Origin of the sequence: Streptomyces sp. NPDC058646 (assembly GCF_042716875.1) — a bacterium.
GTDB lineage: Bacteria > Actinomycetota > Actinomycetes > Streptomycetales > Streptomycetaceae > Streptomyces.
Genome location: NZ_JBHXRK010000008.1, coordinates 1 through 26,754 on the forward strand (window position 1 = coordinate 1; position 26,754 = coordinate 26,754).

At 72.6% G+C, this 26,754-nt stretch carries 30 protein-coding genes; 18 read left to right on the top strand and 12 right to left on the bottom strand.

Annotation, left to right across the window (positions count from 1 at the left end):
* The first annotated feature begins 166 nt into the window (after nt 1-166).
* From ACFWUZ_RS11760 to ACFWUZ_RS11770, 3 genes are all read left to right on the top strand, one after another.
* Nucleotides 167-583: an ankyrin repeat domain-containing protein gene (locus tag ACFWUZ_RS11760; RefSeq protein WP_384370869.1), complete on the top strand. Its 417-nt coding sequence runs from the start codon at nt 167-169 to the stop codon at nt 581-583.
* Nucleotides 584-681: 98 nt separating this feature from the next.
* Nucleotides 682-2,046 carry a cytochrome P450 gene (locus tag ACFWUZ_RS11765; protein WP_384370871.1) on the top strand — a complete coding sequence of 455 codons (1,365 nt, stop codon included), beginning with the start codon at nt 682-684 and terminating at the stop codon, nt 2,044-2,046.
* Between the two features lie 78 nt (nt 2,047-2,124).
* On the top strand, nt 2,125-2,913 hold the full coding sequence (locus ACFWUZ_RS11770; protein ID WP_384370873.1) for a GNAT family N-acetyltransferase: 789 nt from the start codon (nt 2,125-2,127) through the stop codon (nt 2,911-2,913).
* Nucleotides 2,914-2,968: 55 nt separating this feature from the next.
* Here the strand turns inward: ACFWUZ_RS11770 and ACFWUZ_RS11775 are convergent, their stop codons facing one another.
* Nucleotides 2,969-3,526, bottom strand: a complete 558-nt coding sequence (locus ACFWUZ_RS11775; RefSeq protein WP_384370875.1) for a DUF4232 domain-containing protein — start codon at nt 3,524-3,526, stop codon at nt 2,969-2,971.
* Nucleotides 3,527-4,199: 673 nt separating this feature from the next.
* On the opposite strand from ACFWUZ_RS11775, the gene ACFWUZ_RS11780 reads away from it, so the two are divergent.
* The 3 genes from ACFWUZ_RS11780 to ACFWUZ_RS11790 all read left to right on the top strand — a co-directional run bounded on the left by ACFWUZ_RS11780 (nt 4,200) and on the right by ACFWUZ_RS11790 (nt 7,512).
* Nucleotides 4,200-6,164, top strand: a complete 1,965-nt coding sequence (locus tag ACFWUZ_RS11780) for a DUF6777 domain-containing protein (RefSeq protein WP_384370877.1) — start codon at nt 4,200-4,202, stop codon at nt 6,162-6,164.
* Nucleotides 6,165-6,370: 206 nt separating this feature from the next.
* Complete coding sequence (locus tag ACFWUZ_RS11785) at nt 6,371-6,493, top strand: hypothetical protein (RefSeq protein WP_384370879.1); 123 nt, start codon at nt 6,371-6,373, stop codon at nt 6,491-6,493.
* Nucleotides 6,493-7,512 carry a serine/threonine-protein kinase gene (locus tag ACFWUZ_RS11790; RefSeq protein ID WP_384370881.1) on the top strand — a complete coding sequence of 340 codons (1,020 nt, stop codon included), beginning with the start codon at nt 6,493-6,495 and terminating at the stop codon, nt 7,510-7,512. The genes ACFWUZ_RS11785 and ACFWUZ_RS11790 overlap by 1 nt, the downstream gene beginning before the upstream one ends.
* Nucleotides 7,513-7,556: 44 nt before the next feature.
* Here the strand turns inward: ACFWUZ_RS11790 and ACFWUZ_RS11795 are convergent, their stop codons facing one another.
* Nucleotides 7,557-10,055: a SpoIIE family protein phosphatase gene (locus ACFWUZ_RS11795; RefSeq protein WP_384370883.1), complete on the bottom strand. Its 2,499-nt coding sequence runs from the start codon at nt 10,053-10,055 to the stop codon at nt 7,557-7,559.
* A 173-nt stretch (nt 10,056-10,228) separates the two neighbouring features.
* Between ACFWUZ_RS11795 and ACFWUZ_RS11800 the strand changes: the two genes are divergently transcribed.
* Nucleotides 10,229-10,558, top strand: coding sequence for a deoxyxylulose-5-phosphate synthase (locus ACFWUZ_RS11800; protein ID WP_384370885.1), 330 nt, complete (start codon nt 10,229-10,231; stop codon nt 10,556-10,558).
* Nucleotides 10,559-10,716: 158 nt separating this feature from the next.
* On the opposite strand, the gene ACFWUZ_RS11805 is transcribed toward ACFWUZ_RS11800, so the two are convergent.
* The gene (locus ACFWUZ_RS11805) at nt 10,717-11,151 is read right to left on the bottom strand and encodes an STAS domain-containing protein (RefSeq protein WP_384370887.1); all 435 of its coding nucleotides are present in this window, start codon (nt 11,149-11,151) and stop codon (nt 10,717-10,719) included.
* A 135-nt stretch (nt 11,152-11,286) separates the two neighbouring features.
* On the opposite strand from ACFWUZ_RS11805, the gene ACFWUZ_RS11810 reads away from it, so the two are divergent.
* From ACFWUZ_RS11810 to ACFWUZ_RS11820, 3 genes are all read left to right on the top strand, one after another.
* Nucleotides 11,287-11,709, top strand: a complete 423-nt coding sequence (locus ACFWUZ_RS11810; RefSeq protein WP_384370889.1) for a helix-turn-helix transcriptional regulator — start codon at nt 11,287-11,289, stop codon at nt 11,707-11,709.
* A gap of 151 nt (nt 11,710-11,860) precedes the next feature.
* The gene (locus ACFWUZ_RS11815; RefSeq protein WP_384370891.1) at nt 11,861-12,703 is read left to right on the top strand and encodes a class I SAM-dependent methyltransferase; all 843 of its coding nucleotides are present in this window, start codon (nt 11,861-11,863) and stop codon (nt 12,701-12,703) included.
* Nucleotides 12,704-12,828: 125 nt separating this feature from the next.
* Nucleotides 12,829-13,425 (top strand): class I SAM-dependent methyltransferase, encoded by a 597-nt coding sequence (locus tag ACFWUZ_RS11820; RefSeq protein ID WP_384370893.1) that lies wholly within the window; start codon nt 12,829-12,831, stop codon nt 13,423-13,425.
* Between the two features lie 123 nt (nt 13,426-13,548).
* Here the strand turns inward: ACFWUZ_RS11820 and ACFWUZ_RS11825 are convergent, their stop codons facing one another.
* Entirely contained in the window at nt 13,549-14,082 is a 534-nt protein-coding gene (locus tag ACFWUZ_RS11825) for a DoxX family protein (RefSeq protein ID WP_384370895.1), read from the bottom strand.
* Nucleotides 14,083-14,662: 580 nt separating this feature from the next.
* Nucleotides 14,663-14,920: a DUF6225 family protein gene (locus ACFWUZ_RS11830; RefSeq protein ID WP_384370897.1), complete on the bottom strand. Its 258-nt coding sequence runs from the start codon at nt 14,918-14,920 to the stop codon at nt 14,663-14,665.
* 378 nt (nt 14,921-15,298) lie between these two features.
* On the opposite strand from ACFWUZ_RS11830, the gene ACFWUZ_RS11835 reads away from it, so the two are divergent.
* The gene (locus ACFWUZ_RS11835) at nt 15,299-16,129 is read left to right on the top strand and encodes a hypothetical protein (RefSeq protein WP_384370899.1); all 831 of its coding nucleotides are present in this window, start codon (nt 15,299-15,301) and stop codon (nt 16,127-16,129) included.
* 368 nt (nt 16,130-16,497) lie between these two features.
* Here the strand turns inward: ACFWUZ_RS11835 and ACFWUZ_RS11840 are convergent, their stop codons facing one another.
* The gene (locus ACFWUZ_RS11840) at nt 16,498-16,911 is read right to left on the bottom strand and encodes a RidA family protein (RefSeq protein WP_384370901.1); all 414 of its coding nucleotides are present in this window, start codon (nt 16,909-16,911) and stop codon (nt 16,498-16,500) included.
* 283 nt (nt 16,912-17,194) lie between these two features.
* On the bottom strand, nt 17,195-17,434 hold the full coding sequence (locus tag ACFWUZ_RS11845; protein WP_384370903.1) for a hypothetical protein: 240 nt from the start codon (nt 17,432-17,434) through the stop codon (nt 17,195-17,197).
* Nucleotides 17,435-17,650: 216 nt separating this feature from the next.
* Between ACFWUZ_RS11845 and ACFWUZ_RS11850 the strand changes: the two genes are divergently transcribed.
* The 4 genes from ACFWUZ_RS11850 to ACFWUZ_RS11865 all read left to right on the top strand — a co-directional run bounded on the left by ACFWUZ_RS11850 (nt 17,651) and on the right by ACFWUZ_RS11865 (nt 19,914).
* Nucleotides 17,651-18,103 carry a hypothetical protein gene (locus tag ACFWUZ_RS11850; protein ID WP_384370905.1) on the top strand — a complete coding sequence of 151 codons (453 nt, stop codon included), beginning with the start codon at nt 17,651-17,653 and terminating at the stop codon, nt 18,101-18,103.
* The gene (locus ACFWUZ_RS11855; protein WP_384370907.1) at nt 18,100-18,498 is read left to right on the top strand and encodes a VOC family protein; all 399 of its coding nucleotides are present in this window, start codon (nt 18,100-18,102) and stop codon (nt 18,496-18,498) included. Before ACFWUZ_RS11850 ends, ACFWUZ_RS11855 begins: the two co-directional genes overlap by 4 nt.
* 404 nt (nt 18,499-18,902) lie before the next feature.
* Nucleotides 18,903-19,169, top strand: a complete 267-nt coding sequence (locus ACFWUZ_RS11860; RefSeq protein ID WP_384370909.1) for a DUF4235 domain-containing protein — start codon at nt 18,903-18,905, stop codon at nt 19,167-19,169.
* 250 nt (nt 19,170-19,419) lie between these two features.
* On the top strand, nt 19,420-19,914 hold the full coding sequence (locus tag ACFWUZ_RS11865) for a flavin reductase family protein (RefSeq protein ID WP_384370911.1): 495 nt from the start codon (nt 19,420-19,422) through the stop codon (nt 19,912-19,914).
* 41 nt (nt 19,915-19,955) lie between these two features.
* Here the strand turns inward: ACFWUZ_RS11865 and ACFWUZ_RS11870 are convergent, their stop codons facing one another.
* Nucleotides 19,956-21,428, bottom strand: coding sequence for an MFS transporter (locus tag ACFWUZ_RS11870; RefSeq protein ID WP_384370913.1), 1,473 nt, complete (start codon nt 21,426-21,428; stop codon nt 19,956-19,958).
* Between the two features lie 150 nt (nt 21,429-21,578).
* Between ACFWUZ_RS11870 and ACFWUZ_RS11875 the strand changes: the two genes are divergently transcribed.
* Complete coding sequence (locus ACFWUZ_RS11875; RefSeq protein ID WP_384370915.1) at nt 21,579-22,145, top strand: cytochrome b; 567 nt, start codon at nt 21,579-21,581, stop codon at nt 22,143-22,145.
* A 4-nt stretch (nt 22,146-22,149) separates the two neighbouring features.
* On the opposite strand, the gene ACFWUZ_RS11880 is transcribed toward ACFWUZ_RS11875, so the two are convergent.
* From ACFWUZ_RS11880 to ACFWUZ_RS11890, 3 genes are all read right to left on the bottom strand, one after another.
* Entirely contained in the window at nt 22,150-22,743 is a 594-nt protein-coding gene (locus tag ACFWUZ_RS11880) for a hypothetical protein (RefSeq protein WP_384370917.1), read from the bottom strand.
* Between the two features lie 103 nt (nt 22,744-22,846).
* The gene (locus ACFWUZ_RS11885) at nt 22,847-23,056 is read right to left on the bottom strand and encodes a DUF6479 family protein (RefSeq protein ID WP_384370919.1); all 210 of its coding nucleotides are present in this window, start codon (nt 23,054-23,056) and stop codon (nt 22,847-22,849) included.
* Between the two features lie 106 nt (nt 23,057-23,162).
* Nucleotides 23,163-23,651: a DUF6328 family protein gene (locus ACFWUZ_RS11890; RefSeq protein WP_384370921.1), complete on the bottom strand. Its 489-nt coding sequence runs from the start codon at nt 23,649-23,651 to the stop codon at nt 23,163-23,165.
* Between the two features lie 252 nt (nt 23,652-23,903).
* Here ACFWUZ_RS11890 and ACFWUZ_RS11895 point away from each other — a divergent pair, with 252 nt between their 5' ends.
* Both ACFWUZ_RS11895 and ACFWUZ_RS11900 read left to right on the top strand, forming a co-directional pair.
* Nucleotides 23,904-24,545 carry a hypothetical protein gene (locus ACFWUZ_RS11895; RefSeq protein WP_384370923.1) on the top strand — a complete coding sequence of 214 codons (642 nt, stop codon included), beginning with the start codon at nt 23,904-23,906 and terminating at the stop codon, nt 24,543-24,545.
* Complete coding sequence (locus ACFWUZ_RS11900; RefSeq protein WP_384370925.1) at nt 24,542-25,549, top strand: NAD-dependent epimerase/dehydratase family protein; 1,008 nt, start codon at nt 24,542-24,544, stop codon at nt 25,547-25,549. The genes ACFWUZ_RS11895 and ACFWUZ_RS11900 overlap by 4 nt, the downstream gene beginning before the upstream one ends.
* A gap of 40 nt (nt 25,550-25,589) precedes the next feature.
* Here the strand turns inward: ACFWUZ_RS11900 and ACFWUZ_RS11905 are convergent, their stop codons facing one another.
* Entirely contained in the window at nt 25,590-26,606 is a 1,017-nt protein-coding gene (locus ACFWUZ_RS11905) for an iron-containing redox enzyme family protein (protein WP_384370927.1), read from the bottom strand.
* Nucleotides 26,607-26,754 lie beyond the last annotated feature (148 nt).

Below are 26,754 nucleotides of genomic sequence, written 5' to 3' on the forward strand. Positions count from 1 at the left end.
GTCTCCGTTTCCGGTGTGTCTCTCCCGGTGGGGCGTGCTTCCAGTAGAGCCCGCACGCCACCCCCGCGTCATGTAACCGAAACTCGTGGCTTGACACCAACAATCGAACCTGATAGAAGCTCCCGCGGACGCTGATCACCGCGGCGGCATGCTGTTGAATGCTCCGGTGAGTAGGGAATGCTGGACGCCGGCCCACTGGGCCGTCGAGAACGAGGACGCCGACGCCGTGGGCCGGCTGCTGGCCGAGGGCGCCGACCCGGACGAGGTCTGCCACGGAACGACGCTGCTGACCCACGCCATCGAGGTGGAGAGCGACGGCGCCCTGCAGAACCGTCGACCGCTCAGTGTCCGGACCACTGCCGTCCTGCTGGCTCACGGCGCAAACCCCGAGCTGGCGGATCCGGACGGTGATACGCCCCTGGACCTCGCCCTGTACTACGGCCACGATCTGGCGGTGGACCTGCTGCACGCCCTGCTCGAGGGACCCGGCGACGGAGGGAGAGCAGGGAGCCGCGTCGTGGGGCATCTTGCTCGACCGCATCCGGGACCTCGTTCCTGGCGACTGGCTCGACGAGCCCGCTGAGTCCTCCCACCCACCCGAAGCCGAAAGGGCAGCGGCCGGGCGGGAGTTCGGCGACGGGAGCCCTGGCGCCCTGACGGGCGCGCTGTCACCATGCGTGCGTGACCGCCACCCAGCCGACGCCCGCGGGCGCCGAGCGCGGACCACGCCAGTGGCCGCTGCTCGGGAACCTCCCGGCCTTCGCCCGCGACCCGCTGGCCTTCTTCGAGTCCCTGCGCGACGAGTACGGGGACTGGGTGCCGTGGGCGCTCGGGCCGCAGCGCAACGTCCTGGTGTCCCGGCCCGAGCACGCCGGGGAGCTGCTCGGCGCGGTCGAGGGTACGTTCCGGCCGACCGAGCTGGGCTGGGCCTTCCGCCGCCTGCTGGGCAACGGCGTGGTCGTCGCCACCGGGGACGACTGGCGCCGCAAGCGGGCCCTGGTGCAGCCCGCGGTACGGCCCCGCCAGGTGCGCGAGTACGCCGCCACGATGGTGGAGTGTGCGGACGCGCTGACCCGTAGCTGGGCGGAAGGCGACCGGATCGACGTCCACAAGGAGATGGCCGGGCTGACCCAGCGGATCGCGGTGCGCACCCTCTTCGGGAGTGACGCGGCCGGGCGGGAGGCCCCGATCAGCGCGGCGATGGCCACGGCCCAGCACGAGCTGGGCATGGAGTTCCGCGGGGTGACGCTCTTCCTGCCTCCCTGGGTGCTGACGCCGGGTCGCCGCCGCATGCGGGCGGCGGTGGCTGTCCTGGACCGGGAGATCGACCACGTCATACGCGAGCACGAGGCGGCCTCCGCGGCGGGTGAGGAGCGGGACGACCTGCTGAGCCGGCTGCTGGCGGCCCGCGACGAGAAGGGCCTTCCACTGTCCCGTACGGAGCTGCGTGACGAGTCGATCACGCTGTACATCGGCGGACACGAGACCACCTCGACCACGCTGACCTGGGCCTGGCAGCTGCTGTCGGGCGCGCCGCGAGCCCGGGAACGGCTGGCGGAGGAGCTCGACCGGGTACTCGGCGGGCGGCTGCCCGCGTACGAGGACTACGCGCGGCTTCCCTGGACGCAGCAGGTGGTCAAGGAGGCCTTGCGGATCTATCCGCCGATCTGGCTGATCTCGGCGGTGGCCGGCGAGGGCGCGGCGATCGGCGGCCGGGCGGTGCCCGCCGGCACCTCGGTGTGGACCAGCCCCTGGTCGGTGCACCGGGACGAGCGCTGGTTCCCTGAACCAGAGGCCTTCCGCCCGGAGCGCTGGGACGCGGACGCTCCCCATCCGGTGCCGGAGCACGCCTGGTTCCCGTTCGGCGGCGGCCCGCGGGCCTGCCTGGGGGCACGGTTCGCCCTCGTGGAGGCGGCGCTGGTGCTGGCCGTACTGGGGCAGCGGTTCCACCTGGACACCGGGGCCGTACGGGCGAAGGTCTTCCCCGGGCTCACCCTGCAGCCCGCGGAGCCCGTCCTGGCGACCCTCCGGCCCGGTCGCGGGTAGGCCCCGCCGGGCTGCCCGCCCGCGGGCCGGGGCAGGGTCCCTGACCGGCGGGTCCGGGCCTCCCCGTAGGCTGGGCCGGTGACCCTGCGCAGCCTCCACGACCGATCCGCCCTGGCCGACCGCTTCGGGCGGGACCCGGCGATGCACCTGATGGAACTCGGCGACCTGGACGATCTGTTGTGGCCCCACACCAGTTGGTACACGGTGTCGGAGGACGGGCCGGTCGCACTGCTCTACGCGGTCGGCGACACCCCGACCCTGCTCGCCTTCGCCCGCCCCGAGCAGGCGGCCGGGCTGGAGGAGCTCGCCGAGGCACTGCTGCCCGTCCTCCCCCGGCGCTTCTTCGGGCACCTCACCGGCGAGGCCGGCAAGGTGCTGGAGTCGGCGTACGCGGTGCAGCCGCACGGCACCCTGCTGCGGATGACGCTCACCGACCCCGAGCGCGCCGCCCTGCACCCGGAGGGCCCGTGGCGGCCCGCTCCGCTGGGCCGGGGCGACCTGCCGGAGCTGCTGGAGCTGTTCGCGCAGGCGTACCCGGGGAACTGGTTCGACGACCGGATGCTCGACACCGGCCAGTACGTGGGCGCGCGGCAGGACGGGCGGCTGGTGGCCGTCGCCGGTGTGCACGTCTACTCGACCGCCTACCGGGTCGCCGCGATCGGAAACGTCACCACCCACCCCGGGGTGCGCGGGCAGGGCGCGGGCGGAGCCTGCGTCGCCGACCTGTGCCGACGGCTCGGGAAGACCGTGGACCACATCGGCTTGAACGTCCGGGCGGACAACGCCACGGCCGCCGGGCTCTACCGCAGGCTCGGTTTCTCCGAGGTCACGGAGTTCACCGAGGCCACCTTCACGGCCCTTCCGTAGGCCCGCCCCGTAGGCCCGCCCGGCTGACGTGAACGACGGACCGGGGCACTTGAGGTCATCTGCTGCCCCGGAAGGCGGTGGCCCGGACGGTGGTCCCGCAGAGTGCGAACCCGCCGCCGTCGTCGGGAGCCAGCTGGAGGCCGCCGCCTCCCACCCCCAGCACGAGGGAAGGGGCGACGGACGGCTCGGCGCCGGAGGCACAGTAGCCTTCGGCCTCGCCGAGGACCGGGGTGAAGGTGAGCCGGATCGCGGCCCGGCCGCCGACCACCAGCTGCACGTCACGCGCCGGACCCTGGCCGACCACGTTCAGGGGTGTGTTGCGGTCCGGCGAGCCCTGCCCGGCCAGCGCGACCGTGGGGAACCCCTTCAGGACGCAGGCCCGCGGACCGTCGTTGATCACGGTGATCCGCACCTGGTGGCTGCCGATACGCTGCGCGCTGTCCGCGATGAGCTGCGTGCTCGTACACGGCGCACCGGGCGCCTGCCGGCCGGCCGTCTCCTGCGCGGCGGCGGCAGCGCCGGTGGCGAGCAGCAGAGCGCAGCTGATGGCCCCGGCCACCGCGAGCCCGAGGAACCCGACCCTGCCCGGATCTCTCCGCGTCACGACCCTCATGGGGTCTCCTCGAAGTCCGCACGGACCCCCGCTCGCCCCCGGCCGCACCGCCCGCTCCCCACCGGCCACGTCCTCGTCCCAGCGTCGCACCGCCGCGGGAGGACGGCACGCGTGAGGCTCTGGCCCGGCCGGGCACGGCCGCACTGCACGGCGCACACCGCTGCGCCGGCTGCTCCTCCCCGCTGATCCCCGGGTGCTCCGCCTCCCCTCCCCCGCGACGCCAGCTGTCAAGTCCCGAAAAGGCGCGACGTGACGCGCCCCGGAGCCGAGGGCTTACTCAGGAGATGGGCCCGCGAGCGCGGAAATTCCATGATCCACGCCTCCACCGCAGGGAGGCCATAATGGCGTTAAGGAGCGAGCACATGTGGATAGCCATCATTTTCCCGATGTCGTACTTCGGGAGGAGAGTGCCGTGAGTTCCCTACCTCCTCCGTCCGAGCGCCCCACCGGCCCCCCGTCCGGTCCGCTGTCCAGTCGGCCGTCGAACCAGCAGCCTCCGCCACCGGTGCCGCCGCCCCCGCCGCCCTCGGCAGCGGGGCCGCCGCCACCACCGGTGACCCCTGGTCCGCCGACCGGCAGCGACGACCCCGGTGAGCCCGGGAAGCGCCGTGAAAAGCCCGCTCGCGCGCGGCGGTCGCGCAGGGTCCTGCTGACCGCCGGCACGGCCGTGGCCATGGCTACGGCAGTGGTCCTCAGCCTGACCGTCCTCGGCGGGAACAAGGCATCCGGCGGTGAGGTCTTCCTCCAGAGCGCCGCTGCCGCCGGCCCCGACCCGTTCACGCCCTCGACCGCCACGGTGTCCCAGACCGTCGAGATCAAGCCCTCGGCCAAGGCCAAGGCCAGGCCCCCCACGAGCGGTGCCAAGGCCGGCGCGGTACGCACGCTGGAGGTCCACGGCGCGTACCCGGGGCTGTACGGAGGCACGCGGAACGTCACGAGCTGCGACGTCGAGAAGCAGGTCAAGTTCCTCACGCAGCACTCGGAGAAGGGAAAGGCGTTCGCCACTCCCCTGCGCATCCAGCAGCCCGAGATCCCCACCTACCTGCGGTCGCTGACGCCCGTCCGCCTGGGCTGGGACACGCGGGTCACCAACTACGGGTACAAGAACGACGCACCCACCAGCTACCAGGCGGTCCTGCAGGCCGGTACGGCCGTCCTCGTGGACGACCGCGGCGTACCTCGTGTCCGTTGTGCCTGCGGCAACCCCCTAAGCCCGCCGGTCGCCGTCAAGGGCAAGCAGACGTACAGCGGCAAGGAGTGGTCGGCGTTCCAGTCCTCCGACCTGGTCGCGGTCAAGCCCGCCGAGGAGCCGGTGGAGACCGTCACGATGTACGACCAGGACGGCAAGGGCTGGTACGCCCGCCCGAGCGGGGACGTACAGGGCAGGCACGACCACGCGGTGCCCACCCCGAAGGGTCAGACCCCCGACGCGCCGTACCCGGTCCTGCCGCCGGCGCATCCGTCATCGGAGGACAACCCGTCCGAGAACGAGCCGGGCAACCAGCCGGCCGAGGACCCCGCCAAGGAACCCGAGAAGGACCCGGGCGACCAGCCCGGCAAGGACCCGGCCAAGGAACCGGCCAAGGAGCCCGGCAGAGACCCGGCCAAGGATTTCGAGAAGGACCCGGGCGACCAGCCCGGGAAGGACCCGGCCAAGGAGCCTGACAAGGACCCCGCCAAGGAACCGCCGAAGGAACCGGAAAAGGACCCCGCGAAGAACCCGCCGAAGGAACCTGAGAAGGAGCCCGCCAAGGAACCCGAGAAGGAACCCGCGAAGGAACCGCCGAAGGAACCCGAAAAGGACCCGGCCAAGGAACCCGACAAGGACCCGGCGAAGGAACCGCCGAAGGAACCCGAGAAGGAGCCCGCCAAGGAACCTGACAAGGAACCCGACAAGGACCCGGCGAAGGAACCGCCGAAGGAACCCGAAAAGGACCCGGCCAAGGAACCCGACAAGGACCCGGCGAAGGAACCGCCGAAGGAACCTGAGAAGGACCCGGCCAAGGAACCCGACAAGGACCCGGCGAAGGAACCGCCGAAGGAACCTGAGAAGGAACCGGCCAAGGAACCTGACAAGGACCCGGCCAAGGAACCGCCGAAGGAACCTGAGAAGGAACCGGCCAAGGAACCCGACAAGGACCCGGCCAAGGAACCGCCGAAGGAACCCGAAAAGGAGCCCGCCAAGGAACCCGACAAGGACCCGGCCAAGGAACCGCCGAAGGAACCCGAAAAGGAGCCCGCCAAGGAACCGCCGAAGGAACCTGAGAAGGAACCGGCCAAGGAGCCTGAGAAGGACCCCGCCAAGGAGCCTGAAAAGGACCCCGCCAAGGAACCGCCCAAGGAACCCGAAAAGGAGCCCGCCAAGGAACCCGACAAGGACCCGGGCAACGCCCCGGGGACCGATCCCGGCAACGGGTCGGGCCAGGATTCCGGAAACCAACCCGGCAACCAGCCGGGCCAGGGTGACACCGGCAACGATCAGCCGGGGCAGGACTCCGGCAATGAGCCCGGCCGGGACTCCGGCGGAGGCAACGGCAACGGTGAGCAGCCGGGCCAGGACTCCGGCGGAGGCAACGGCAACGGCAACGGCAACGGTGAGTCGGGCCAGGACTCCGGCAACCAGGAGCAGTCCGAATGAGCGAGTCGGCCGGGAGCATCGGGAGGATCGCCCCGGCCCCTCCTCCCAGGCCCGCAGGGCGCCCCCGCACCCCACGTCCGGCGCGCTCATCGCCGGAGGTGGCCGTGCGGGCCGGCTCCGTGTGCATCGCACCGGAGCCGTCCGCCCGTCCCCGCCCACCGGTCTTGAACGGGCACTGGTGTGGATCACTGGATAGACTTTCAGGTGTGGAAGAGCGGCCTGTCACGGGCCGCGCGGAGGACCGGGTCACCACGATCGGCACCTTCGCCCAACGGCACCACAGCGGCGCCGAGCCGTCCTCGGTTCGGCCGGGTGAGGGGGTCTCCTGATGGGCTCGGCATCGAATCTGAGCCTGTACACGGGCGGGGCCTCCGACCTGATCGGGAAGCAGGTCGCGGGCTACCGGGTCGAGCGCATGATCGGCCACGGTGGCATGGCCGTCGTCTACCGTGCGCAGGACCTCCGCCTGGACCGTACGGTCGCGCTCAAGCTGATCGCCCCGGAGCGAGCCCGCGACGAGACCTTCCGGCGTCGCTTCACCCACGAGTCGCGCGTGGCCGCGAAGATCGACCACCCGCACATCGTGCCGATCTTCGAGGCCGGTGAGACGGACGGCGTGCTGTACATCGCCATGCGGTACGTTCCCGGCCTGGACCTGCGGGGCTTGCTGGACCGGGACGGTCCGCTCCCCGTCGCGACGGCTCTGCGCATCGCCGCCCAGGTGGCATCCGCACTCGACGCGGCCCACGAGCACGATCTGGTGCACCGGGACGTCAAACCCGGCAACATCCTGGTCGCCGCGGGCACCGACAGCGACCACCCCGAGCACGTCTACCTCACCGACTTCGGACTGACGAAGAAGTCCCTGTCGCTGACCGGGTTCACCACGGCCGGCGAGTTCGTCGGCACGCTCGACTACATGGCGCCGGAACAGATCTCGGGCCGGCCGGTGGACGGCAGGTGCGACCTGTACAGCCTCGCCTGCGTCGTCCACGAGACCCTGGCCGGCGGGCCGCCCTTCCAGCGCGAGGAGGACGTGGCACTGCTGTGGGCGCACCAGTACGACCAGCCGCCGGCCCTGACCGAGAGCCGCCCGGAGATCGCACCCGCCGCCGACGACGTCCTGGCGAAGGCCCTGGCCAAGGTCCCTGAGGACCGTTACGACTCCTGCCTGGAATTCGTGGCGGCCCTGCGCCTCGCCACCGGGGGCGGCGGCCGCCGCGAGCGTCCGGGTCCGCCGCCCAAGACTGCTCCGCGGCCTTCCGGGATCTCGGGAAGTGCTCTGCCACCGCCGCCCGAGCCTCCGGCCTGGGCCCGGCCCGTGTTCCACCCCCTGCCCGAGCCGTAGGGCCGCCGCCAGCAGAGCGGGGGCCCAGTACCCGAGTCTGGAGCTCAGTACCCGAGGAGGGACTGCTCGGCCCAGATGGTCTTGCCGATGGGCGCGTGCCGGGTGCCCCAGCGCTGGGCGAGCTGGGCGACCAGCAGCAGGCCCCGCCCGCCCTCGTCGAAGATCCGGGCGCGCCGCATGTGCGGGGCGGTGCTGCTGGCGTCGGAGACTTCGCAGATCAGGGTGGTGCTCTCGTGGATGAGCCGTAGCTGGATGGGGGCTTCGCCGTACCGGATGGCATTGGTGACCAGTTCGCTCACCAGGAGTTCGGTCACGAAGGCGGCCTCCTCCAGTCCCCACGCCGTCAGTTGGTCGGTGGTGTTCCGGCGGGCCTGGGAGACGACGGAGGGGTCCGAGGAGAGGTCCCAGACGACGACCTGGTCGGAGTGCAGCACCCGGGTGCGGGCGACCAGCAGGGCCACGTCGTCGTCGGGAGGGTGCGTCAACAGGGCCGTCAGTACGCGGTCGCAGACCGTTTCCAGGGTGGTGGCGGGACGGACGAGCGCCGCGAACATGCTGTCCAGCGCCTCGTCGATGTCGTGGTCGCGGGCCTGCAGCAGGCCATCGGTGTAGAGGGCGAGCATGCTGCCCTCGGGGAGTTCGACCTCGACGGTCTCGAAGGGCAGGCCGCCCAGGCCCAGCGGCGGGCCGGCCGGGACGTCGAGGAGGTACACGGAGCCCTCCGGGGAGACCACGGCGGGCGGTGGATGACCGGCCCGGGCGACGGTGCAGCGGCGGGTGACCGGGTCGTAGACCACGTACAGGCAGGTGGTGCCGATGCCCCCGGCGGCCTCCCCGGCGGCGTCCCGGTCGGCCTCGTCGGCGGAGAGGTGGATGATGAGGTCGTCGAGGTGGGTGAGCAGTTCGTCGGGCGGCAGGTCGACGTCGGCCAGAGTGCGTACGGCGGTCCGCAGCCGGCCCATGGTGGCGGCGGCGCGGATTCCGTGGCCTACGACATCGCCCACGACGAGGGCGACCCGCGCGCCGGACAGCGGGATGACGTCGAACCAGTCCCCGCCCACCCCCGCCTCGCTGCCGGCGGGCAGGTAGCGGGAGGCGATCTCCAGGGCCGTGTGCGGCGGCAGCGTGTGCGGGAGCAGGCTGCGCTGGAGCGTCATGGTGCTGGTGTGCTCCCGGGTGTGCCGGCGTGCGTTGTGGATGCTGACGGCCGCCCTGGTCGTGAGTTCCTCGGCCAGCCAGAGGTCCTTCGGCTGGAAGGGCTCCCGGCGCGGATGCCGGCTGAAGATGGCCAGGCCGAGGGTGACTCCACCGGCCCGCAGCGGCACCACCATCATCGAGTGGGTCCCGTACGCGCTGATCCAGGCGGCCCCGGGGTCCTCGGCCACCCAGCGGGCGATGGCCGAGTCGGTGGCCCCGTACACGGCGCCGCGGCCTGCGGCCAGGCACTCGGCGGGAGGTGACAGCGGCGGGTAGACGGTCGTCCCGCCGACCGCGACCTGGGACTCCGGACTTCCGTCGAGGACCGACCGCACGGCGGTACGGCAGACGGTGACCGGGCCCGTCACCGGACCGGTGGACGGATCGTCGCCGCGCGGGGGAGGCTCCAGCAGGTCGACGACGATGAAGTCGGCGAGCCGGGGGACGGCGACGTCGGCCAACTCCTGTGCGGTGCGGGCACTGTCCAGGGTGGTGCCGATGGCGCCGGCGACCTCCGGCACCAGCAGCTGCTGCCGGTCGACCTCGGCCCCGGTCCTGTCGTGCACGGCCAGGTTCACGGCCCGCACCTGCCCGTCCGCGTCCCGCAAGGGGTTCAGCGACGTCGCCCAGGCGTGCTCGCTGCCCGCACCTGCGGGCCGGAGGAACGCGTCCACGTACTGCGGCTCACCGGTCTCCAGCACCAGGCGCATCTTCCGTTCGGTCTCGTCGCTCACCGGATCCGGTGCGATCTCGGGCAGTCGCAGCCCTCTCACCTCGTCCTCCGAGAGGGACAGGGTGCGCTCCATGCCGGCGTTGGCCCGCACCAGGCGCAGGTCCGCATCGAAGATCGCCAGGAAGCAGGGGGACTGGGTGAACGCCCATTCGTTCAGCTCCTGCAGCGGTTCGCCCCCGCTCGTTCCCGCGGGGCCGGACGCTCCGGGCGCATCCGCGGTGCCGCCCCCGGTGTCGGGGGTGCCCGCTACTGCGGACACGACGGTCCACTTGGTGGTTCCGCCGGTGGACGTCCAGCGGTGCGCGAGCAGCCGCAGCTCCAGTCGGCGGCCGTCGCGGTGCCGCACCGCGACCGTGCCGCTCCAGCGCTCCTGTTCCGGCGCGATCCCCCGCGCCGTGTCGCCGACGGCGTCGGCGTCATCGGCGAGCAGCCGTGCGGCGGGCAGTCCCACGACCTCGGAGGGCAGGTAGCCGAGCAGGCGGCGGGCGTCCTCGCTCCACTCGGTCACGGCGCCCTGCTCGCTGATGGTGGCCGTGGCCGTGTACGCCGTCGGCTCGTGGGAGGGGTTCGTCTCCCCCGGCCGCTCATCAGGAGAGGTGGGAAGTTGCTCCATCGCCGCTCATCTCGCCCTCGCTGAGTTCCTTCGCCGCGGTCCCACGGGCAACCTGCACGGGCAGGGCTCCACTGACAAGCATGATCTGGCGGGGCGAGGAACACCAACGGAGTGCTGTCCCGGCGGGCCGTATTCGCTCGCTTCGGCGGCGGGGCGATGCCTACGATGCCCGGATGGCTCACGCGAAGACCTCGTACGTCTGCCTGCCCTGCCGGGCCTCGTACAAGCAGCCCCACGACAGGGATCGCCAGCGGGCCTGCCCGCGGTGCGCGGAGCCCCTGGTCCACGTGGGGTCGGCCTTCGCCGCGCCGCGACGTCGGGACACCGCGGCGTGGCGGGCGCTTTCGGTGCTGCTGAACGCGGGGGTGCGCTTCCACAAGAGCTGCTGCGGCGGCCCCGGCTACCGGCCGCGCACCCTGAGCGAGGTGCGCGAGCGGATGACCTACGCACAACGGACCGGCCTCCCCTTCGCGGAAGCGCTCGTCCTGCGCGACCTGCCGTGACCGTGCAGGAGGACCTGCCACAGCGTCGGCGGATCCACTGGGCGGCGCGGTGCTTCAGCACGCCCGGTCTCCTTCGATCACCAGAATGCCGCGCTCCTCGTCGGCGTGGGTGCACACCCCGGGCCGCTGCCGAGACGGTGCGCTTCCGCTGACGCAGTTCAGGCTGTCAACGGCGCGGGCGGTCGCAGGACCCGATCATCGGTGTCGCCTGCCCCGCCGGCGGGGGTGGGGCGGGCGCAGAGGAGGGCCTCCGTGCCGGTGAGCCGGAGCAGCCGTCCCACCTGCCGGCCTGCGGCGGTGATCCACATCTGCCTGCGGACGTTCAAGGCGTCACTGCGTGCTTGGAGGAGGGCGTTGAGGCCGGCGCAATCACAGAATGTGACCGCCTCGAGGTCCACGGTGACGGTGCCCCGGTAGGTGGTGAGGGCGACCAGGAGTGCCCCGCGGAGGCCGGCGGCGTTGTGGAGGTCGATCTCGCCGCAGACGAGGACGTGGACGTTCCCCCGCGCACCGGGGGTGACGCTCACCTGCAGCCGGGGCGTGTCGCCCGATTCGGGAGCGTCACTGCAATCGGGGTCCAAGGTCTGGGCCATGACTGCCTCCCTGGCCGAGCGGGTCGCCGTCCTTCTCTTCAGCATGGTCAGGCAGCTCTCGGACGTACGTCAAGAATTACCTGAATAACAGGACGTACTTTGTCGAGACGTCTCAGATATGGGCATAGTGGATGTATGGGAGATGCCGCCGGCAACCGGCCACCTTGGACCTTCCTGACCAGCCATGCTCGGGTTCTCCTGGCGATCTCCAGGGATCCTGGCGTGCGCCTGCGCGAGGTCGCCGGCATCTGCACCCTCACGGAGCGCACGGTCCAGTCGATCGTGGCCGACCTGGAGGAAGCCGGATACCTGCGGCGCGTCCGTGACGGCCGCCGCAATCACTACGAGATCGTCCTCGGCGCGAAGTTCCGCCACCCCGCCGAAGCGGGGCACGACATCGCCGGGCTCCTCGCCCTTCTCGCCGAAGGCCCTTTGACGCCGTCAGCCGATGGCGCCCCGGCTGACTGGATGAGCCGGGAGCCCGCCCAGCGGCGACCCGTACACATCCGGCTCGGCGGCCGGGAGAGCAAGGGCAGCGGCGGCAGCCGGCACGGGTGACCACCCGGCACCCCGTACGCCCGCCCGCCCCCTGCTCGGTCGGTTCCACCCGTATCCCCCGGGGCGTAGCGGCGGTCCGCCACCGGACTGCGGCTCCTGCGAAAGACGCCTACGCTCGTGGAAGGGGTCGGACCGAGCCCTGGAGGTGGTCATGCCCGAAGCGACCGACGCGATCACGGCCGATCGCGCGCTGAAAGCCCGTCACCGCGCCATGTGGGCCATGGGCGACTACCCGTCCGTGGCCACCCACGTCATCCCGAACGCCGGCGCCGAACTCGTGGCGGAGTGCGGGGTGCAGCAGGGCGACCGCGTGCTGGACGTGGCCGCGGGCGCCGGCAACGCAGCCATTCCCGCCGCTCTGGCCGGGGCGGACGTCGTGGCGAGCGACCTGACGCCGGAGCTCCTCGAAGTGGGCCGGAACGTCGCCGGAGTGCGCGGAGTCCGCCTGGAGTGGCGCGAGGCGGACGCGGAGCACCTGCCGTTCGCGGACGGGGAGTTCGACGTCGTGATGTCCTGCTTCGGCGTCATGTTCGCCCCGCACCACCAGACCGCCGCCGACGAACTGGTCCGCGTCTGCCGTACCGGTGGCACGGTGGGCCTGGCGAACTGGACACCTCAGGGGTTCATCGGCCGGATGTTCGCGACGATGAAACCGTACGCGCCGCCTCCGCCGCCCGGAGCCCAGCCGCCGCCCCTGTGGGGAGACGAGGAGCACGTGTACGGGCTCCTCGGCGACCGCGTCACGGACGTGGACGCCCGTCGGCGGACCGTCCGGGTGGAGGCCTTCCCCGCTCCAGGTGACTTCCGTACCTTCTTCAAGACCTGTTACGGGCCGGCCATCGCGGTCTACCGAGCCATCGGGGACGACCACGACCGGGCGGCGGAACTGGACCGCCAACTCGACGCGCTGGCCGAGGAGAACACCCGGGACGGGGTCATGGAGTGGGAGTACCTGCTCCTCACGGCTCACCGGGCCGCTCCCCCGGCCGCCTGACCGCCCACCCGGCCCGATCGGCGCCCCCGCCGTGGAGGATCCCGCGCCGCCGCCTGCGTCGACACGGCCGCACCCTCGGCGCCCGCTTGCCGCGCCCGCTGTACGCGGCGTGCTTCGATGGGAGGGTGGAGAGCATCACGCGGCAGCTCCTGACCAAGGGTTTCGGCCGCCCCAGCGGCCTGTTGGGTCGCCTCGGCGGCCGACTCATGGCCCACGGCAACGCCGCCACCGAGCGTCACGTCGTCACCCTCGCCGCCCCCTCCGAGCAGGACGTCGTCCTGGTCATCGGCCCTGGCCCGGGAGTCGGGCTGGCAGCCGCCGCCGGGCGCTCGGCCCACGTCATCGGCATCGACCCCTCCGACGTCATACGGGCCATGGCCCGCCGCCGCTGCGCGTCCCCGATCGCCCGCGGCCGTCTGCACCTCGCACCCGGAACCGCCGCCCGCACCGGCCGGCCCGACGCCTCCGTCGACATCGTGATCGCCGTCAACAACGTCCAGCTCTGGCCCGACGTCCCCGCGGCCCTCGCGGATCTCCACCGCGTCCTGCGCCCGGGCGGCCGCATCCTCCTCGCCGCCCACGAGAAGTGGCTCCCCGCCGGCCTCGCCACCCTCGCGAGCACGGTCCTCGCAGCGGGCTTCACCAGCGTCCGCACCTGGACCTGGGAACCCCCGAGCCGCATGGCCCCCACAGCGGCCCTGCTGAGCGCCGTACGCAGGTAGGCCGTCCCCTTCGGCTCCTGTCGGCCGAGCCCGCGTTGTCCGGCCCCGTGCACCGCAAGGCGGAGGGGGCTCCCCGGTACTGACGTACCGGGGTCCCCGGGGGGCCGGCGCCGGGCCGGCGGCTCAGTCGCGCACCAGCAGTACGACCACGGCCAGGACGACGGCCAGGAGCAGCGCGAGGAAGCCGTGGACCAGCCGGTGGTCGCGGAGCACCGGCAGGAACCGGTCCAGGGCGTACCGGCCCGGGCCCGTGAGGGCGAGGGTGACGGCCGCGGCGATGATCAGGGACTCGAACTCCACGCCTTCCTGGCCGATCACGGCACCGGTCCACTTCACGGCGACGGCGTTGATCATGACGCCGACGACGCCTGCTGCGGCCAGCGGGGTGAGGAGGCCGAGGATCAGGCCCAGACCGCCCAGCGTCTCGGTCAGGCCGGCGACGGCCGCCATCGTCTCGCCCGCCGGGTAGCCGGCCCGGCTGAAGAACATGCCGGTGCCCTTGATGCCGGGGCCGTCGAACCACTGGAACAGCTTCTGGGTGCCGTGGACGAACATGATCGCGCCGAGGACCAGGCGCAGCACGGGCAGGCCGACGTCGAAGGGGGTGGTGCTGCCGATCGTGGTGCGCGGAGCTGCGGGGAAGTGGGGGGAGGACATCGTGGCTCTTTCTGTCGTGGCGGAAGAGAGCAAGGAGTCAGGATGCCCAGACTGACGAACAGCGGGACGAAATGCCCGGTAGGGGGCTGCGCGAGTCGGCTGCGCTTCACCGGTACCGGTGACCCCCACCCCGCTGCCGTCGGACGCTCGCGGAGCCGCCCGCCGGGTCCCCGTGCCGCCCTCCTGCCCCGCGAGATCGTACGGCTCGCCGCCCGCGCGGGCTTCGCGTCCACGTCACGGCCGACCTCGGCAACGGCCAGGTCTGCGGCGAGACGGTCGAATGCGCCGTCGTCACGCGCGCCGACCACTCCAACTCCAGCAACCGCAAGCACGACGTCCACGTCCCGGTGACCTGCACCCGAGCAGGAGCGGAGGGGCATTACGTCGCCTTCTGCAAGGAGAACGGCGACAACCGGTTTCCCGCGCCCTGTGCAGGGGGTGCCGGCATGACCGGCAGGTCCTAAGGCCTCGCAGGGGATCGTGCTCAAGGGGGACGGTCACCGCGGCCGAACTGGGCATCCCGTACGCCGGGGGCAGCTGCCTGAGGTGTGCGGCGCTGCGCACCCGGCCCCGGTGTGCGTCAGTCGACGTCGAGGTAGTAGGCACCGGCCCGGACGTCCGCGAACAGGGTGAACTGCACCTGTGTCACCCCCGCGTCGCTGATGTCCGTCTCCACCGGCTCGGCGTCCACCAGGACGTATTCGCCGTATCCCTCGAAGTCCCCCGGCCCGTCCGCGACCCCGATGTGGATCGGCGTCTCGTCGGGGACGTCTGTGAGCGCTTCGCGCAGTCGCGCGGCAGTCCACACCTGCGGGGTGTGGTCGAACGTGTCAGCCATGCGCCGAGGTTAGAACCGTCGCCGTTGCGTGCGGGAACGCCGCGCCGTTGCCCTGGCGGTCAGGGTCGGCATACGAGTGGCAGGCGTGTGCGCGGCACGCGCCTGCCGGGCGCGGCACCCGGCGGGTGGGGGCGTGACCTCAGGTGCGGCGAATCGTTTTTCTGTACGTCGCCCCGCAGCCCGGCGACCGACGTGTGGTGCGCAGCGGGGTCGAAACGGTGTGCCGTGGGGCGGGCGCCGCCCCCACTCGGTTCCGGTTCCGCGGTCTACGGCGAGGCCGGAGGAGTGCAGCGGATTTCAACGGGAAGGAACTGCGGGTGCCTGATGGTGAGTAACATCCGGCAGCAACACCCTGAGGTATGAGGAGAGTGAGCCGCAATGAACAACGAGCCGGACACCACGCCCATCCACACGCTGTACGCGCAGCGGTTCTCCGCCGATCTCGAGACCAACCGCAAGGAACAGGAAGTCGTCGCCGGCCAGCTCGCGGAACTCGAAGTCCGCCTGAAGCAGCTGAAGGCGGACGAGCACTGGCTGTGCGGCATGCAGGGTGGCCTGTCCGCGTCCGCGGACGAGAACCCCGCCGCCACCGCCGACGGCACCGCCGCCCCCACCGGACCGGAAGCACCCCAGCCGCTCCGTTCCCCCGCCGACGAGGCCCCGGCCGCGCCTTCCGCATCTGCCGGGGCTGCCGCAGGGGCGGTGCCCCAGCCCCGCCAGGCGAGGAAGGCCACGGGGACGGCACGGGCGCGGAAGGCACCGCAGGCCAAGGAGGCGTCCAGCACTGCCGCGTCAGCCACGAAGGGCAAGACCGCCGCGCGCAAGCCCGCCGTACGCAAGCCCGCGGTACGCAAGCCCGCCGCCGCAGCAGTGACGACGAGTGCCGAGCCGGTCAAGGCCGAGACGAAGCCGGTCAAGGGAGAAACCCCGCTGCGCGAACTCGTCCTCACCCTCCTGGTCGGGACGGCGGAGCCCCGTATGGTCAGTGAGGTGGCCGCGGAACTGGCCCAGGCGCACCCCGGCCGGCCCGCGTCCGTGCAGGTCGTGCGCAACACCCTTGAGGCGCTGGCCAAGAAGGGGCTCATCGAGAAGGAGCACAAGCAGGGCTCGGTGATGTACTCCGCGCCCCGGCCCGCGGAGGGCACGCCGCACACCGCGGCGTCGACGGCCACCGAAGCGGCGCAGGAGAAGGAGTCGGTGGAGGTCTGACCGCCCCGCACTGCGCCACCTCCACCGGCACTCGCTCCGGCACACTCCCGCTCCGCCACCAACCGCCCCCGCCCGGCCCCTGCCGTCGAACGGACCGGCCGGCCGTCGGCCCCGATCGCGTGGGCCGGCCGGTCGAGGGCCCGGTGCACCGCGTACATGGGGAGCTTGCGGCCGCCTGGCTCAGGCTGCTTCGGGTGCGGAGGGTGGGCGGATGCCGGGCGACACTGAAGATGTCAACGGGTCCGGCACTGAAGGTGCCGATGACGGCGGACAAGATCGCCCCGCTGGGGTGGTCCCAGCGGGGTGCTTGTCGACGAGGTGTTGCGGTCGTAGGCAAGCTGCCCAAGCTGCCGCACCCATAGGTAACTTCAACGACGTGCAACAGGGCGGACCGCGACCGCGTCGATCTCGAAGAGCATGCCGGGCAGGGCGAGGCAGGCGACCCCGCTGAGGGTCTGCGCGGGCAGCCGGTCGGCCCAGGTGCGGTGCAGGGCCTTGCCGAGGATCTCCAGCTTCGCCAGGTCGTGGTCGACGACGTACGAGCCGACCCGGACGACGTGTTCGAAGCCGAGGCCGACGCCGGCGAGGGCCAGGCGCAGGTTGTCGAAGGAGCGCTCGACCTGTGCGGCGAAGTCTCCGGGGACGACCTGACCGGTGGCGTCCGAGGCGTACTGCCCGGCGATGAAGACGAGTTCGCCGGGGGCGGAGGCGGCATGGCTGTATCCGAACGGGGCGGGGTCGTGCAGTCCGGCGGGGTCGGTGAGGGTGCGGTGGTCGCTCATGCGGGTGTTCCTTCCAGGTGCGGTGGCGGCATCGGGTCGCCGTCCGATGCTCGTACAGCGGTCACGCCGGGCGCCGGGCGGCCGGGACGGCGGGTGAGGAACCGCACGAGTGCGGCGTCCGCCGCGGCGATGGCCAGGGCGCCGGCGTCAGGGAGTCGTGGGGGATCTCCACCGCGGCGGAGAGGAACACCACGCTCGCGCCGGCCCAGGACGTGGGAGACGGTCGCGCCGACCGGTACCGCCCCGGCGCCGCGACGACGACCCCTCCAGGAGTGCGGACCGCTCACTTGCCCTTGAGCAGCTGGTCGATCCTCGGTACCGAGAGGCCGGTGAGGCCGGCGACTTCCTTGAGGGTGCGTCCCTGCCGCAACTCGCCGACGGCGGCGGTGCGTACATCCTTGGCCGCTTTGAGCGCGGTGGACAGCAGTTCCTCGGTGACCAGGCGGGCGGCCCGTTCGCGTACGACCGGGTCTTCGACCTCGGCGAGGCGGGAGCGGACGGCGTTCATGTATTCAGCGGTCAAGGCGCGCAGATCTGCAGGTACTTGCTGATCGGAAAGGCTGATGTAGACCATGCGGCCACGGTAGCGCGGGCCGTCTGGATCTTTCTAGACGCCCCTAAGGTCAATCGTATGAGAAGGTGTCGGACCGTCAGGGACGGTGCGCAGGAGCGAGATTCGGCCAGGCGTCGGTGCGGCTGTCCGCCCCGGCGCAGGACATCACACACCAGGAGCACCCCTTTGATCATCGATCTCGCCGTGATCTACACCACCCGGCTCGACGCGTGCCGCGACTTCTACAGCGGTCTCGGTCTCGACCTCGTGCCCGAACGGCACGGCAACGGACCGGCACACTACGCGGCGGCCCTCTCCGGCGGAGGCGTCCTGGAGCTGTACCCGACCACGCGCCGTCCGGCGACCGGCTACCTGCGCCTGGGGCTGACAGCGCCGTCGTCCGCCGCCGTGGAGCTGCCGACGGGCCGGCACACCCTGATCGACCCGGACGGCCGCACGATCGTCCTGACGGTGCCGGAAGGACCGGCGGACGGTTCCGGCTCGGAAGGATCTGGCCGACGGGGCGCACCGGACCGTAGGGTCGCGATCATGACTGAGGAGACCTCCCCCGGAACCGAGCCGCCGACCGCCCCCACGGGCCGCACCGCACCCCGTGCGGACACGGAGGGATCCGCGTGATCGACTCCACGGCGCACGTCCGCGTCGCCCGCCCCGCACGGGACCTCGCCGCCTCGGAACGCTTCTACGTGGACGGCCTCGGCCTCGACGTCCTGTGGCGGACCGCCGAGCACACCCCGGGCGAACACGACCTCCTGATGGTCGGCCCGTCCGGCGGGTCCTGGCACTTCGAGCTGACCCATGACCCCGAGCAGCCGCTGGAACCCACCCCGACCGTGGACGACCTGTTCGTCGTCTACTTGGGTGCTCCCGTGGACGAGGCCCTGGTCGACCGCCTGGTGGCCACCGGCGGCGCGCGGGTCCCCTCGCACAACCCGTACTGGGACGAGCACGGGGTGACGGTCGCCGACCCGGACGGTTACCGCCTCGTCCTGTGCAGCCGCACCTGGGGGTGACGGCACGGCCGGCGCAGCCGGTTACCGCCCTGCCGATCATGGCCGCATCGGGGGACGGGACGCCCTGATACGCCCTGGCTCATCGACCTCCTCGACACCCCGCCGACGGGCGACAGCGGCCGGACCGGTCCGCTCCTGCTGCGGGTTCGTCACCGTCCTCGGTGCGATTGCCTGCGTCGTGGGCCGCGCGCACGGTCCGGCGGGCCGGGCGGCCGGCGGAACTCCTCGTCGCTCAGGATCGACCCTGCCCGGCGGCGACACCGAGGAGCCCGCCACCTGACGGAGGCGGCCGGAGCGGGCGCCGCCGGGCGCGGCACCCGTACATCAACGCTGGTCCACGGGGCAGGCGCCCGGTACGGACGAAGGTCGCGGCCCGGACGGGCCGCCTGGCTCGGGAGGTCACCGTGAACAAGGCGAAGCTCGCATACAGGCCCGTAGGACTGGGCCTCGGCATGGTCAGCGGTCTGCTCGCGGGACTGCTGTTCAAGGAAGTGTGGAAGGTCCTCGGCAAGGAGGGGGACGCGCCCGACGCCATGGACGAGTCCCGGACCTGGCGGGAGGTGCTCATCGCCGCCGCGATGCAGGGTGCGGTGTTCGCTGCGGTCAAGGCGGCCGTCGACCGGGCGGGGGCCACGGGCGTGCGCCGGCTGACCGGCACATGGCCCTCCTGACCCGCGGGACGCCGTACGGTGCGCTCCGGCCACGGGCGGGCCGGCCCGGTCTCGGCTCCTCAGTCGCCGGCGGCCGGCCGCAGCGCGAGCAGTTCCGGGCCCCCGGTTCGGTGGCGAGCCGCCCGCCGTCGGCGCACACCAGGTGCAGCAGGCAGGCCGTCTCGCCGCGACCTTGCGGCCACCCGTTCAACCGATCGCGGTGCGGCGCCGATAAAGGGGCGTACGCCCGTACGGACCTGTGAGGAGTCACATGCCGGACGCAGACCCCGTCCCCTTCTCCGACGCGATGGACGGACCGATGTACGTGGTCACCGCTGCGTCGGGCGGGCAGCTGGCCGGCTGCCTGGTCGGATTCGCCTCGCAGTGCTCGATCGAGCCGCCGCGCTTCATGGTGTGGCTGTCGACCGCCAACCGGACCTTCCGGGTCGCGAGCGGGGCCACCCATCTCACCGTGCACGTCCTGCGCCGGGACCAGCGGGCGCTGGCCGAGCTCTTCGGCGGCCGTACCGGGGACGAGGTGGACAAGTTCGCCGACGTCCGCTGGCGGCCCGGCGCGGGCGGGGCTCCCGTGCTGTCCGAGGTGCGGGCGTGGTTCACCGGCCGTGTCGAGGACGTCGTACCGGGCGGTGACCACGTGGGCTTCCTCCTCTCACCGGCCGAGCAGTCCCCGCCGGACAGCGCTCCGGCCGTCCCGGCGCTGCGGTACGCCGACGTCCGCGACCTGGAGGCCGGCCACCCTGCGTGACGCGGCGGGGTCCGGGGCGGACGGCGCCGCCCGGACCCCTCTCACGGGGCCGCGGTATCGGACCGGGCCGAGAGCGGGGTGGCGATGTCCTCCAGGGAGCGGCCTTCGGCGGCGACCGCGTAGAAGACGGCGACGACGCCCGCGGCCACCATCAGGCCGGCCCCGATGCAGAAGGCGAGGACCGCGTCGGAGACCACCCCGCTGGAGGTGAGGCCGGCGAAGATCAGCGGGCCGGAAATGCCGCCGGCTGCCGTGCCGACGGCGTAGAAGAAGGCGATCGCCATCGCCCGGGTCTCCATCGGGAAGATCTCACTGACGGTCAGGTACGCCGAACTCGCCCCGGCGGAGGCGAAGAACAGCACCACGCACCAGCAGGCGGTCATGGTCACGGCGGTGAGCCGCCCCGCACCGAAGAGCCAGGCGGTGACGAACAGGAGCAGACCGGAGAGGACGTAGGTGCCCGCGATCATCGGCCGCCGGCCGACCGTGTCGAACAGGCGGCCCAGCAGCAGCGGGCCCAGGAAGTTCCCGAAGGCCACGACGGCGAAGTAGTAGCCGGTCACCGCGCTGGAGACGTCGAAGTAGGTGACCAGGATGGTCCCGAAGCCGAAGGTGATCGCGTTGTAGAGGAAGGCCTGGCCGATGAAGAGGGACAGACCGAGCACGGCCCGGCGCGGGTAGGTGCGGAACACGGTCTTCGCGATCTCGCCGAAGCCGATGCTGCGGCGCACGGTGACGGTGATGGCCCGTTCGGGCTCGGGCAGGCGACGTCCCGTCTCCGCCTCCACCTGCCGCTCGACGTCCGCGACCAGTTCCTCGGCCTCCCGGGCCCGGCCGTGCATGAACATCCAGCGCGGGCTCTCGGGCACGTGACGCCGTACGAGCAGGATGGCCAGGCCGAGGACGACGCCGAGGGCGAAGGTCAGCCGCCAGCCCACCGAGGGCGCGAAGATCTCCGTGTTCAGGGCCACCACCGACAGCAGGGCTCCGGCGACCGCGCCGAGCCAGAAGCTGCCGTTGATGATCAGGTCGACGCGGCCGCGGTACTTGCTGGGGATCAGTTCGTCGATCGCGGAGTTGATGGCCGCGTACTCGCCGCCGATGCCGAAGCCGGTCAGGAAGCGGAAGAGGAAGAACCACCACACGGAGAAGGACACGGCGGTCAGCGCCGTCGCCGCCAGGTACACGGCGAGCGTGATCAGGAAGAGCTTCTTGCGGCCGTAGAGGTCAGTGAGGCGCCCGAAGACCAGTGCTCCGGAGCAAGCGCCCGCCACGTACAGCGCGGCCGCGAGACCCGTGACCTGCGCATCGGTGATCGACAGCCCGCTGCCGTCCTCGGAGAGGCGGCTGGCGATGCTGCCGACCACGGTGACTTCCAGGCCGTCCAGGATCCACACCGTGCCGAGCCCGACCACGATCATCCAGTGCCAGCGCGACCAGGGCAGGCGGTCCAGCCGTGCAGGCACCTTGGTGGTGACGGTTCCCGTGTTCACCGACTCGGCAGTCTCGGACATGCCGCCCGTCTGCCCCCCGCCGGACACGGACAAACGGGGCCCGGAACCGTCCGCCCGGCCATACGCGCCCCCGGTCCCCGGCAGTTGGGCACGCCAGGACGGCTCCGCATCCGGGCGGCGGAGGCGGCGGCGTCGGGGCAGACTGGGCAGATGACGGATCCCCGCGGTCCGCACCCGCGTTGGCGCAACGGCGAGCACGGCTACGGACTGGTGACCAAGGCACTGCACTGGACCGTGGCCGCGCTCCTCGTCGCCCAGTTCGCCGTCGGGTACCGGCTCGGGTCCGACGGTGGGCACGGGCGCGGCCGGGGACGCGGCGGGGACTCCGGCCGGGGACGCGGGCGGGGCGGTGAGGACCGGTTCGAGCTGTTCGGCGACGACCGGCTGCTGACGGCGCACGCGGTCCTCGGGCTGACGGTCCTGCTGCTGACGGTGGTCCGGCTCGTCTGGCGCCGGGCCACTCCCCTGCCGCCGTGGGCGCCGGTGCTCTCCCCCGCCGAGCGCAGGCTGGCACACCGGACCGAGGTCTGCCTGTACGCCGCGCTCTTCGCGATGCCGCTCACCGGGCTGTGGCTGATCGTCGTGGGCGACGACGACGCACTGGCCCCGCACGTCGCGGCCCACCTGTTCTTCTTCGCCGCCCTCGCCGCACACGTGGGGCTGGTGCTCAAGCACACCCTGCTCCGCGGTGACCGCCTGTTGCGGCGCATGCTGTGAAGGGTCAGGACGCGCGAGCGGCTTCACGTACGCGGGCGGGGTACCAGGCGGTGAACTTCACCGCGAGGACGAGCAGGACGACCGGGATCACCCAGTTGAACCAGTCCCCGTGCCGGCCCGCCTCCACGGCGACCAGGCCGAAGACCGCGATGAGCACGAACACCGCGCCCCAGACGGCCGTCAGTACGCGGTTGGTGCGCCGGAACAGCGGTGAGCCCCAGTGTTCGCGCGGCACCGATTCGCGGGCGTACTGCTCGGTGAAGGGGGTGAACGCCAGCGACCCCAGCGCCACCGCCGCGATCACCGCACTCGACAGCGTCTGCGCGTACGTCTCCAGCCACAGCAGGTCGTGCCGGCCGAGGACCAGGGCCAGCACGGAGACGACCGCGAAGAACACCACTCCGGTGACCTGCAGCAGCTTCACGCTCCCGTGCCGCAGGTCGGGCAGGTTCAGTACCACCGAGGCGACGAGTGCGGTAAGTGCGGCCAGCTCCCAGGTGCTGGGGCCCGCCACCACGTCGAAGATGATCCACGGCGCGAACCCCGTCAGGATGCCGGTGCGGCGGGTGGTCCTGTCGTCGGTACGGTCCGCAGCCATGGGGCCTCCTGAACGGTACGGAGCGGGCGCCCCGGTGAGCCGGGGCCGGCACCCGCCCCGCTCCCATCCTGCGAGCGCCCGCCCCGGCCCGCACTCCGGGAGGTCAGCGTTCCTCGCGGGAGGCGGGCGGGTCCGGGGTCTGCCAGGAGTCGCCGCGCGGCTGCCCGGCGAGCCGGTCGGCGCTCTTGCGGCGGCGGGCGCGGCTGCCCCACCAGAACGCGCCCAGCAGACCGGCTGCGACGAGCACCCCGATGAGGATGAGCAGGTAGGAGGGCTGGCTTTCCACTGCGATCATGTACTCCGACACGTTCATGTCGGTGCGCGTACCCCGAACCGGTGCCGCCATGTGCCCGGGATCGGAGCGGCCGGGTGGGTCGTACGGGGTGCGGGCGGGCGCGCGGAGAGCCGGCGGGTGGCGCTCAGCTGTTCTGGGTGGTGTACCGGACCCGGGCCCACAGCGGCAGCACGAACCAGCACAGCAGGTACCAGCACACCACCGCGGCCACGAGCCAGGGGGCCAGGGCGTTGTGCGTGGCCACGCGCAGGACGAGGAAGAGCGCGCACGTACAGGTGGCGAGCAGGAGGACGAGGCCGGTGAACGTGAGGCGCGAGGCCCAGGCCACCGCTTCCGGCTTGATGCGGCGGCCCGAGACGATGCGGTGGAAGGCGACGGGGCCTATCAGCGCGCCCGTGGCCAGCGAGCCGAGGACGACGGTGATGATGTAGACCGTCTTGTCGGTCTGGGGAAGTCCCTGGTAGTGCGGGGTGAAGACGACGGTCAGCAGGAATCCGAGGAGGATCTGCACCCCCGTCTGGGCCACTCTTATCTCCTGGATCAGCTCCTGCCACTGCCGGTCCGCTCGCTCCTCGGCGCTCTCCCGACGCCCCTGCGACTGCTCTTCCTGCACGTCCCCTCCAACGGATCACGGATCGCTTGTCGTACCTTGCCGCCGCGTATGCCCGGGTCGGGGCTTTCCACCGCCGCAGCTCGCCGCGGAGGGGCCCGCGGCTTCCGAACCCCTCCCGGCCGTCCGTTTCGTCCCGGAAGGGTCGGGCAGGGGCCGGGCGGGACGCGCTGAGGGACGCCTTCGGGCGCGGCCCGCAGGCGGGCCGCCGGGCAGGGTCCCGGTGGTCCCGGACACCATGCGATGGGACACGCCATGACGGACACCCTGCGCACCACCTCGCGTACCGGCGGCCGCGTACGGCGCGCCGCGCGTGCGGCCCCGTCTCCGGACCGGCTGCTCGGCATCTACCTCAACGACCATCTGGCGGGCGCCGGCGCCGGCGTCGCCCTGGCCCGCCGGATGGCGCGTACCCACCGGGACACCCCCGCCGGACCGCGGCTCGCCGAGATGGCCTCCGAGATCGCCGAGGACCAGGACAGCCTGCGCGAGGCCATGACCGCCCTCGACGTTCCCCTGCAGTGGCCCCGGACCGCGGTCGGGCGGCTGGCGGAGAAGGTGGGGCGGGCCAAGCTCAACGGGCGGCTGGTACGCCGGTCGCCGCTGAGCGACCTGATCGAACTGGAGGCGTTGCGACTGGGTGTCGAAGGCAAGGGGGCCCTGTGGCGTGCGCTGCTGGTCGTCGCCGCGTCCGACACCCGGCTCGACCGGGTCGCCCTCGCACGGCTCGCGGAACGCGCGGAGCGGCAGGCACGCCTGCTGGAGAGCCTGCGCCTCGACGCGGTGCACCGGGCCTTCGAGCCCGGACCGGCCTCGCAGGGCGGGACGGCTGACCGGCGGCACGGCCCGGCGGACCGGCGGCACGGGCTGCGGAGGAAGGGCGGGCGGGTGTCATGAAGGTCGTCGTCACCGGAGCCACGGGCAATGCGGGCACCAGTGTCGTCCAGGCCCTGGCCTCGGACGGCGCCGTCTCCGACGTCGTCGGATGTGCCCGCCGGCTGCCCCTCCACCACATCCCCGGAGTCCGTTGGGCGGCCGTCGACATCGACCCCGGCGGCACCGACCTCGTACCGCTCCTCGCCGGGGCGGACGCCGTCGTCCACCTCGCCTGGAAGTTCCAGCCGACGCACGATCCCGTGGAGACGTGGCGCACCAACGTGCTCGGGAGCATCCGCGTCTTCGAGGCCTGCGCCCGCGCCGACGTGCGGGCCCTGGTGCACGCCTCCTCCGTCGGCGCCTACTCGCCGGGCCCCGACGACGGGCGGCCGGTGGACGAGGGCTGGCCGACCCACGGGTGGCCGGGCGCCGCCTACACCCGCGAGAAGGCCTACCTGGAGCGCTACCTCGACGCGTTCCAGCTCGTCCATCCGCAGCTGCGCGTGGTCCGGATGCGGCCGGCCTTCCTCTTCAAGGAGTCCTCGGCCTCCGAGCAGCGCCGGATCTTCGCCGGCCCGCTGCTGCCGTGGCGGCTGATCCGGCCGGGCCTCGTACCCGCCCTCCCGGCCGTGACCGGGCTCCGCTTCCAGGCCCTGCACACCGATGACGCCGCCGAGGCCTATCGGGCGGCCGTGGTGCGGCAGGTGCACGGCCCGTTCAACCTGGTGGCCGACCCGGTCCTGGACACCGCCGCGGTGGCCCGGCTGCTGCACGCCCGTACGGTGCCGTTGCCGGCCGGAGCGGCCCGCGCGGCGCTCGCCGCGGCCTGGCGGATGCACCTGGCGCCGGCCGCGCCGGGACTGCTCGACGCGGTCCTCAGGCTGCCGCTGCTGGACGCGGGCCGGGCCCGGGCGGAACTGGGCTGGACGGCGACCCGTACGGCCACGGAGGCGATCGGAGAGTTCTTGGAGGGCCTCCGCACGGGGGCCGGGCTCGACACCCCGCCGCTCGCCGGGGTGCGGTGAGGGGCCCCGCGGTCTCCTCCTCGGGTGGAACGTGCGGCGCTCAGGCCGGGAGCGGGCGGCGCAGTGCGCTGTCGCCGCGTTCCCAGGCGGTCAGGGCGTGGTCGGCGAGCCGGTCGTCCAGCAGGACGGTGGCGTCGCAGCCGAATGCGATCTGGGGCTCCCGTGCGGGCTCGTCCGCCAGCAGGCCGGCGATGACCTCGCGGCGCAGGGTCTGCCCGTGCACGGTGTCGGCGGTCGCGCGCCCGGCGTGGAAACGGATCGCGGCCGGCCCCGCCCCGCAGGCGGTCAGGGCCTCGACCATGCGTTCCGACCCGGGCGGGGAGGTGGTCCCGACACAGGCGAAGTGGCCGACGAGTGCTCCGAGCCAGGCACGGTGCAGTCCGAACAGCGACATCAGGTTGACGCGGGCGAGCGCGACGGCGGGGACGTGGCCGAGGTAGTGGTTGTCCCCCGGGTCCAGCCCGAGGTCGGCCATCAGGTCGGCGTACAGCCGGGTGCGGTCGGCCTCCGGGTGGCCGGCGCCGAACGCGTCGTACTCGGCGGCGACGAAGGCCGCCTTGGCGCGTCCGGTGAGGCGGGGGACGGCCCAGGCGTGCGGGTCGGCCTCCTTGAGGTGGTGGAGCGAGCGCAGGGCCACGTACTCGCGGGCCTGCCACAAGTGGCCGCCGGCGGCGAGGTGCGCGGCCACGCTGCCGGAGGCGTTCGCGGGTTCGGTCAGCTGCGGGCCGAAGGCCTCGTCGACGCTGCGGCCGCGGGGGACGGCACCCTCCAGGGCGGCGATGAACTCCTGCTCCAGTGCTGCGCGCAGGGCGAGGAGCGCGGGGTCCCATTCCCGGTCGTCGGACACGCCGGGCAGGCCGCGGTAATGGAGTTCGTAGAGGAGGTAGAGGGCCAGGTGGAGGTCTTCCCCCCACGGGTCGGTCCCGGCTGCGGCCACGGCGTCGGCGAGGCCGGGGGACGGTGCGGTCTGGGTGAGGAGGGCGGTGGTGACGGCTGCGGACAGCGGGCCGCGGGGGTCGGTGTGCCAGGCGGCTTCCGCGCCCGGAAGGACGGTCATTTCGGGGGCGCTCCTCGGGACGGCGGCCGGTGCCGCACGACGGGTGGTCATGTCACGCGCGGGCCCCGGCAGCGGGGGAGGTATACCGCCCCGTCCCCCTGCGGTGGGGGGAGCGGCCCCGGGCGGCGACGGTCGGCGCAGGTCGCAG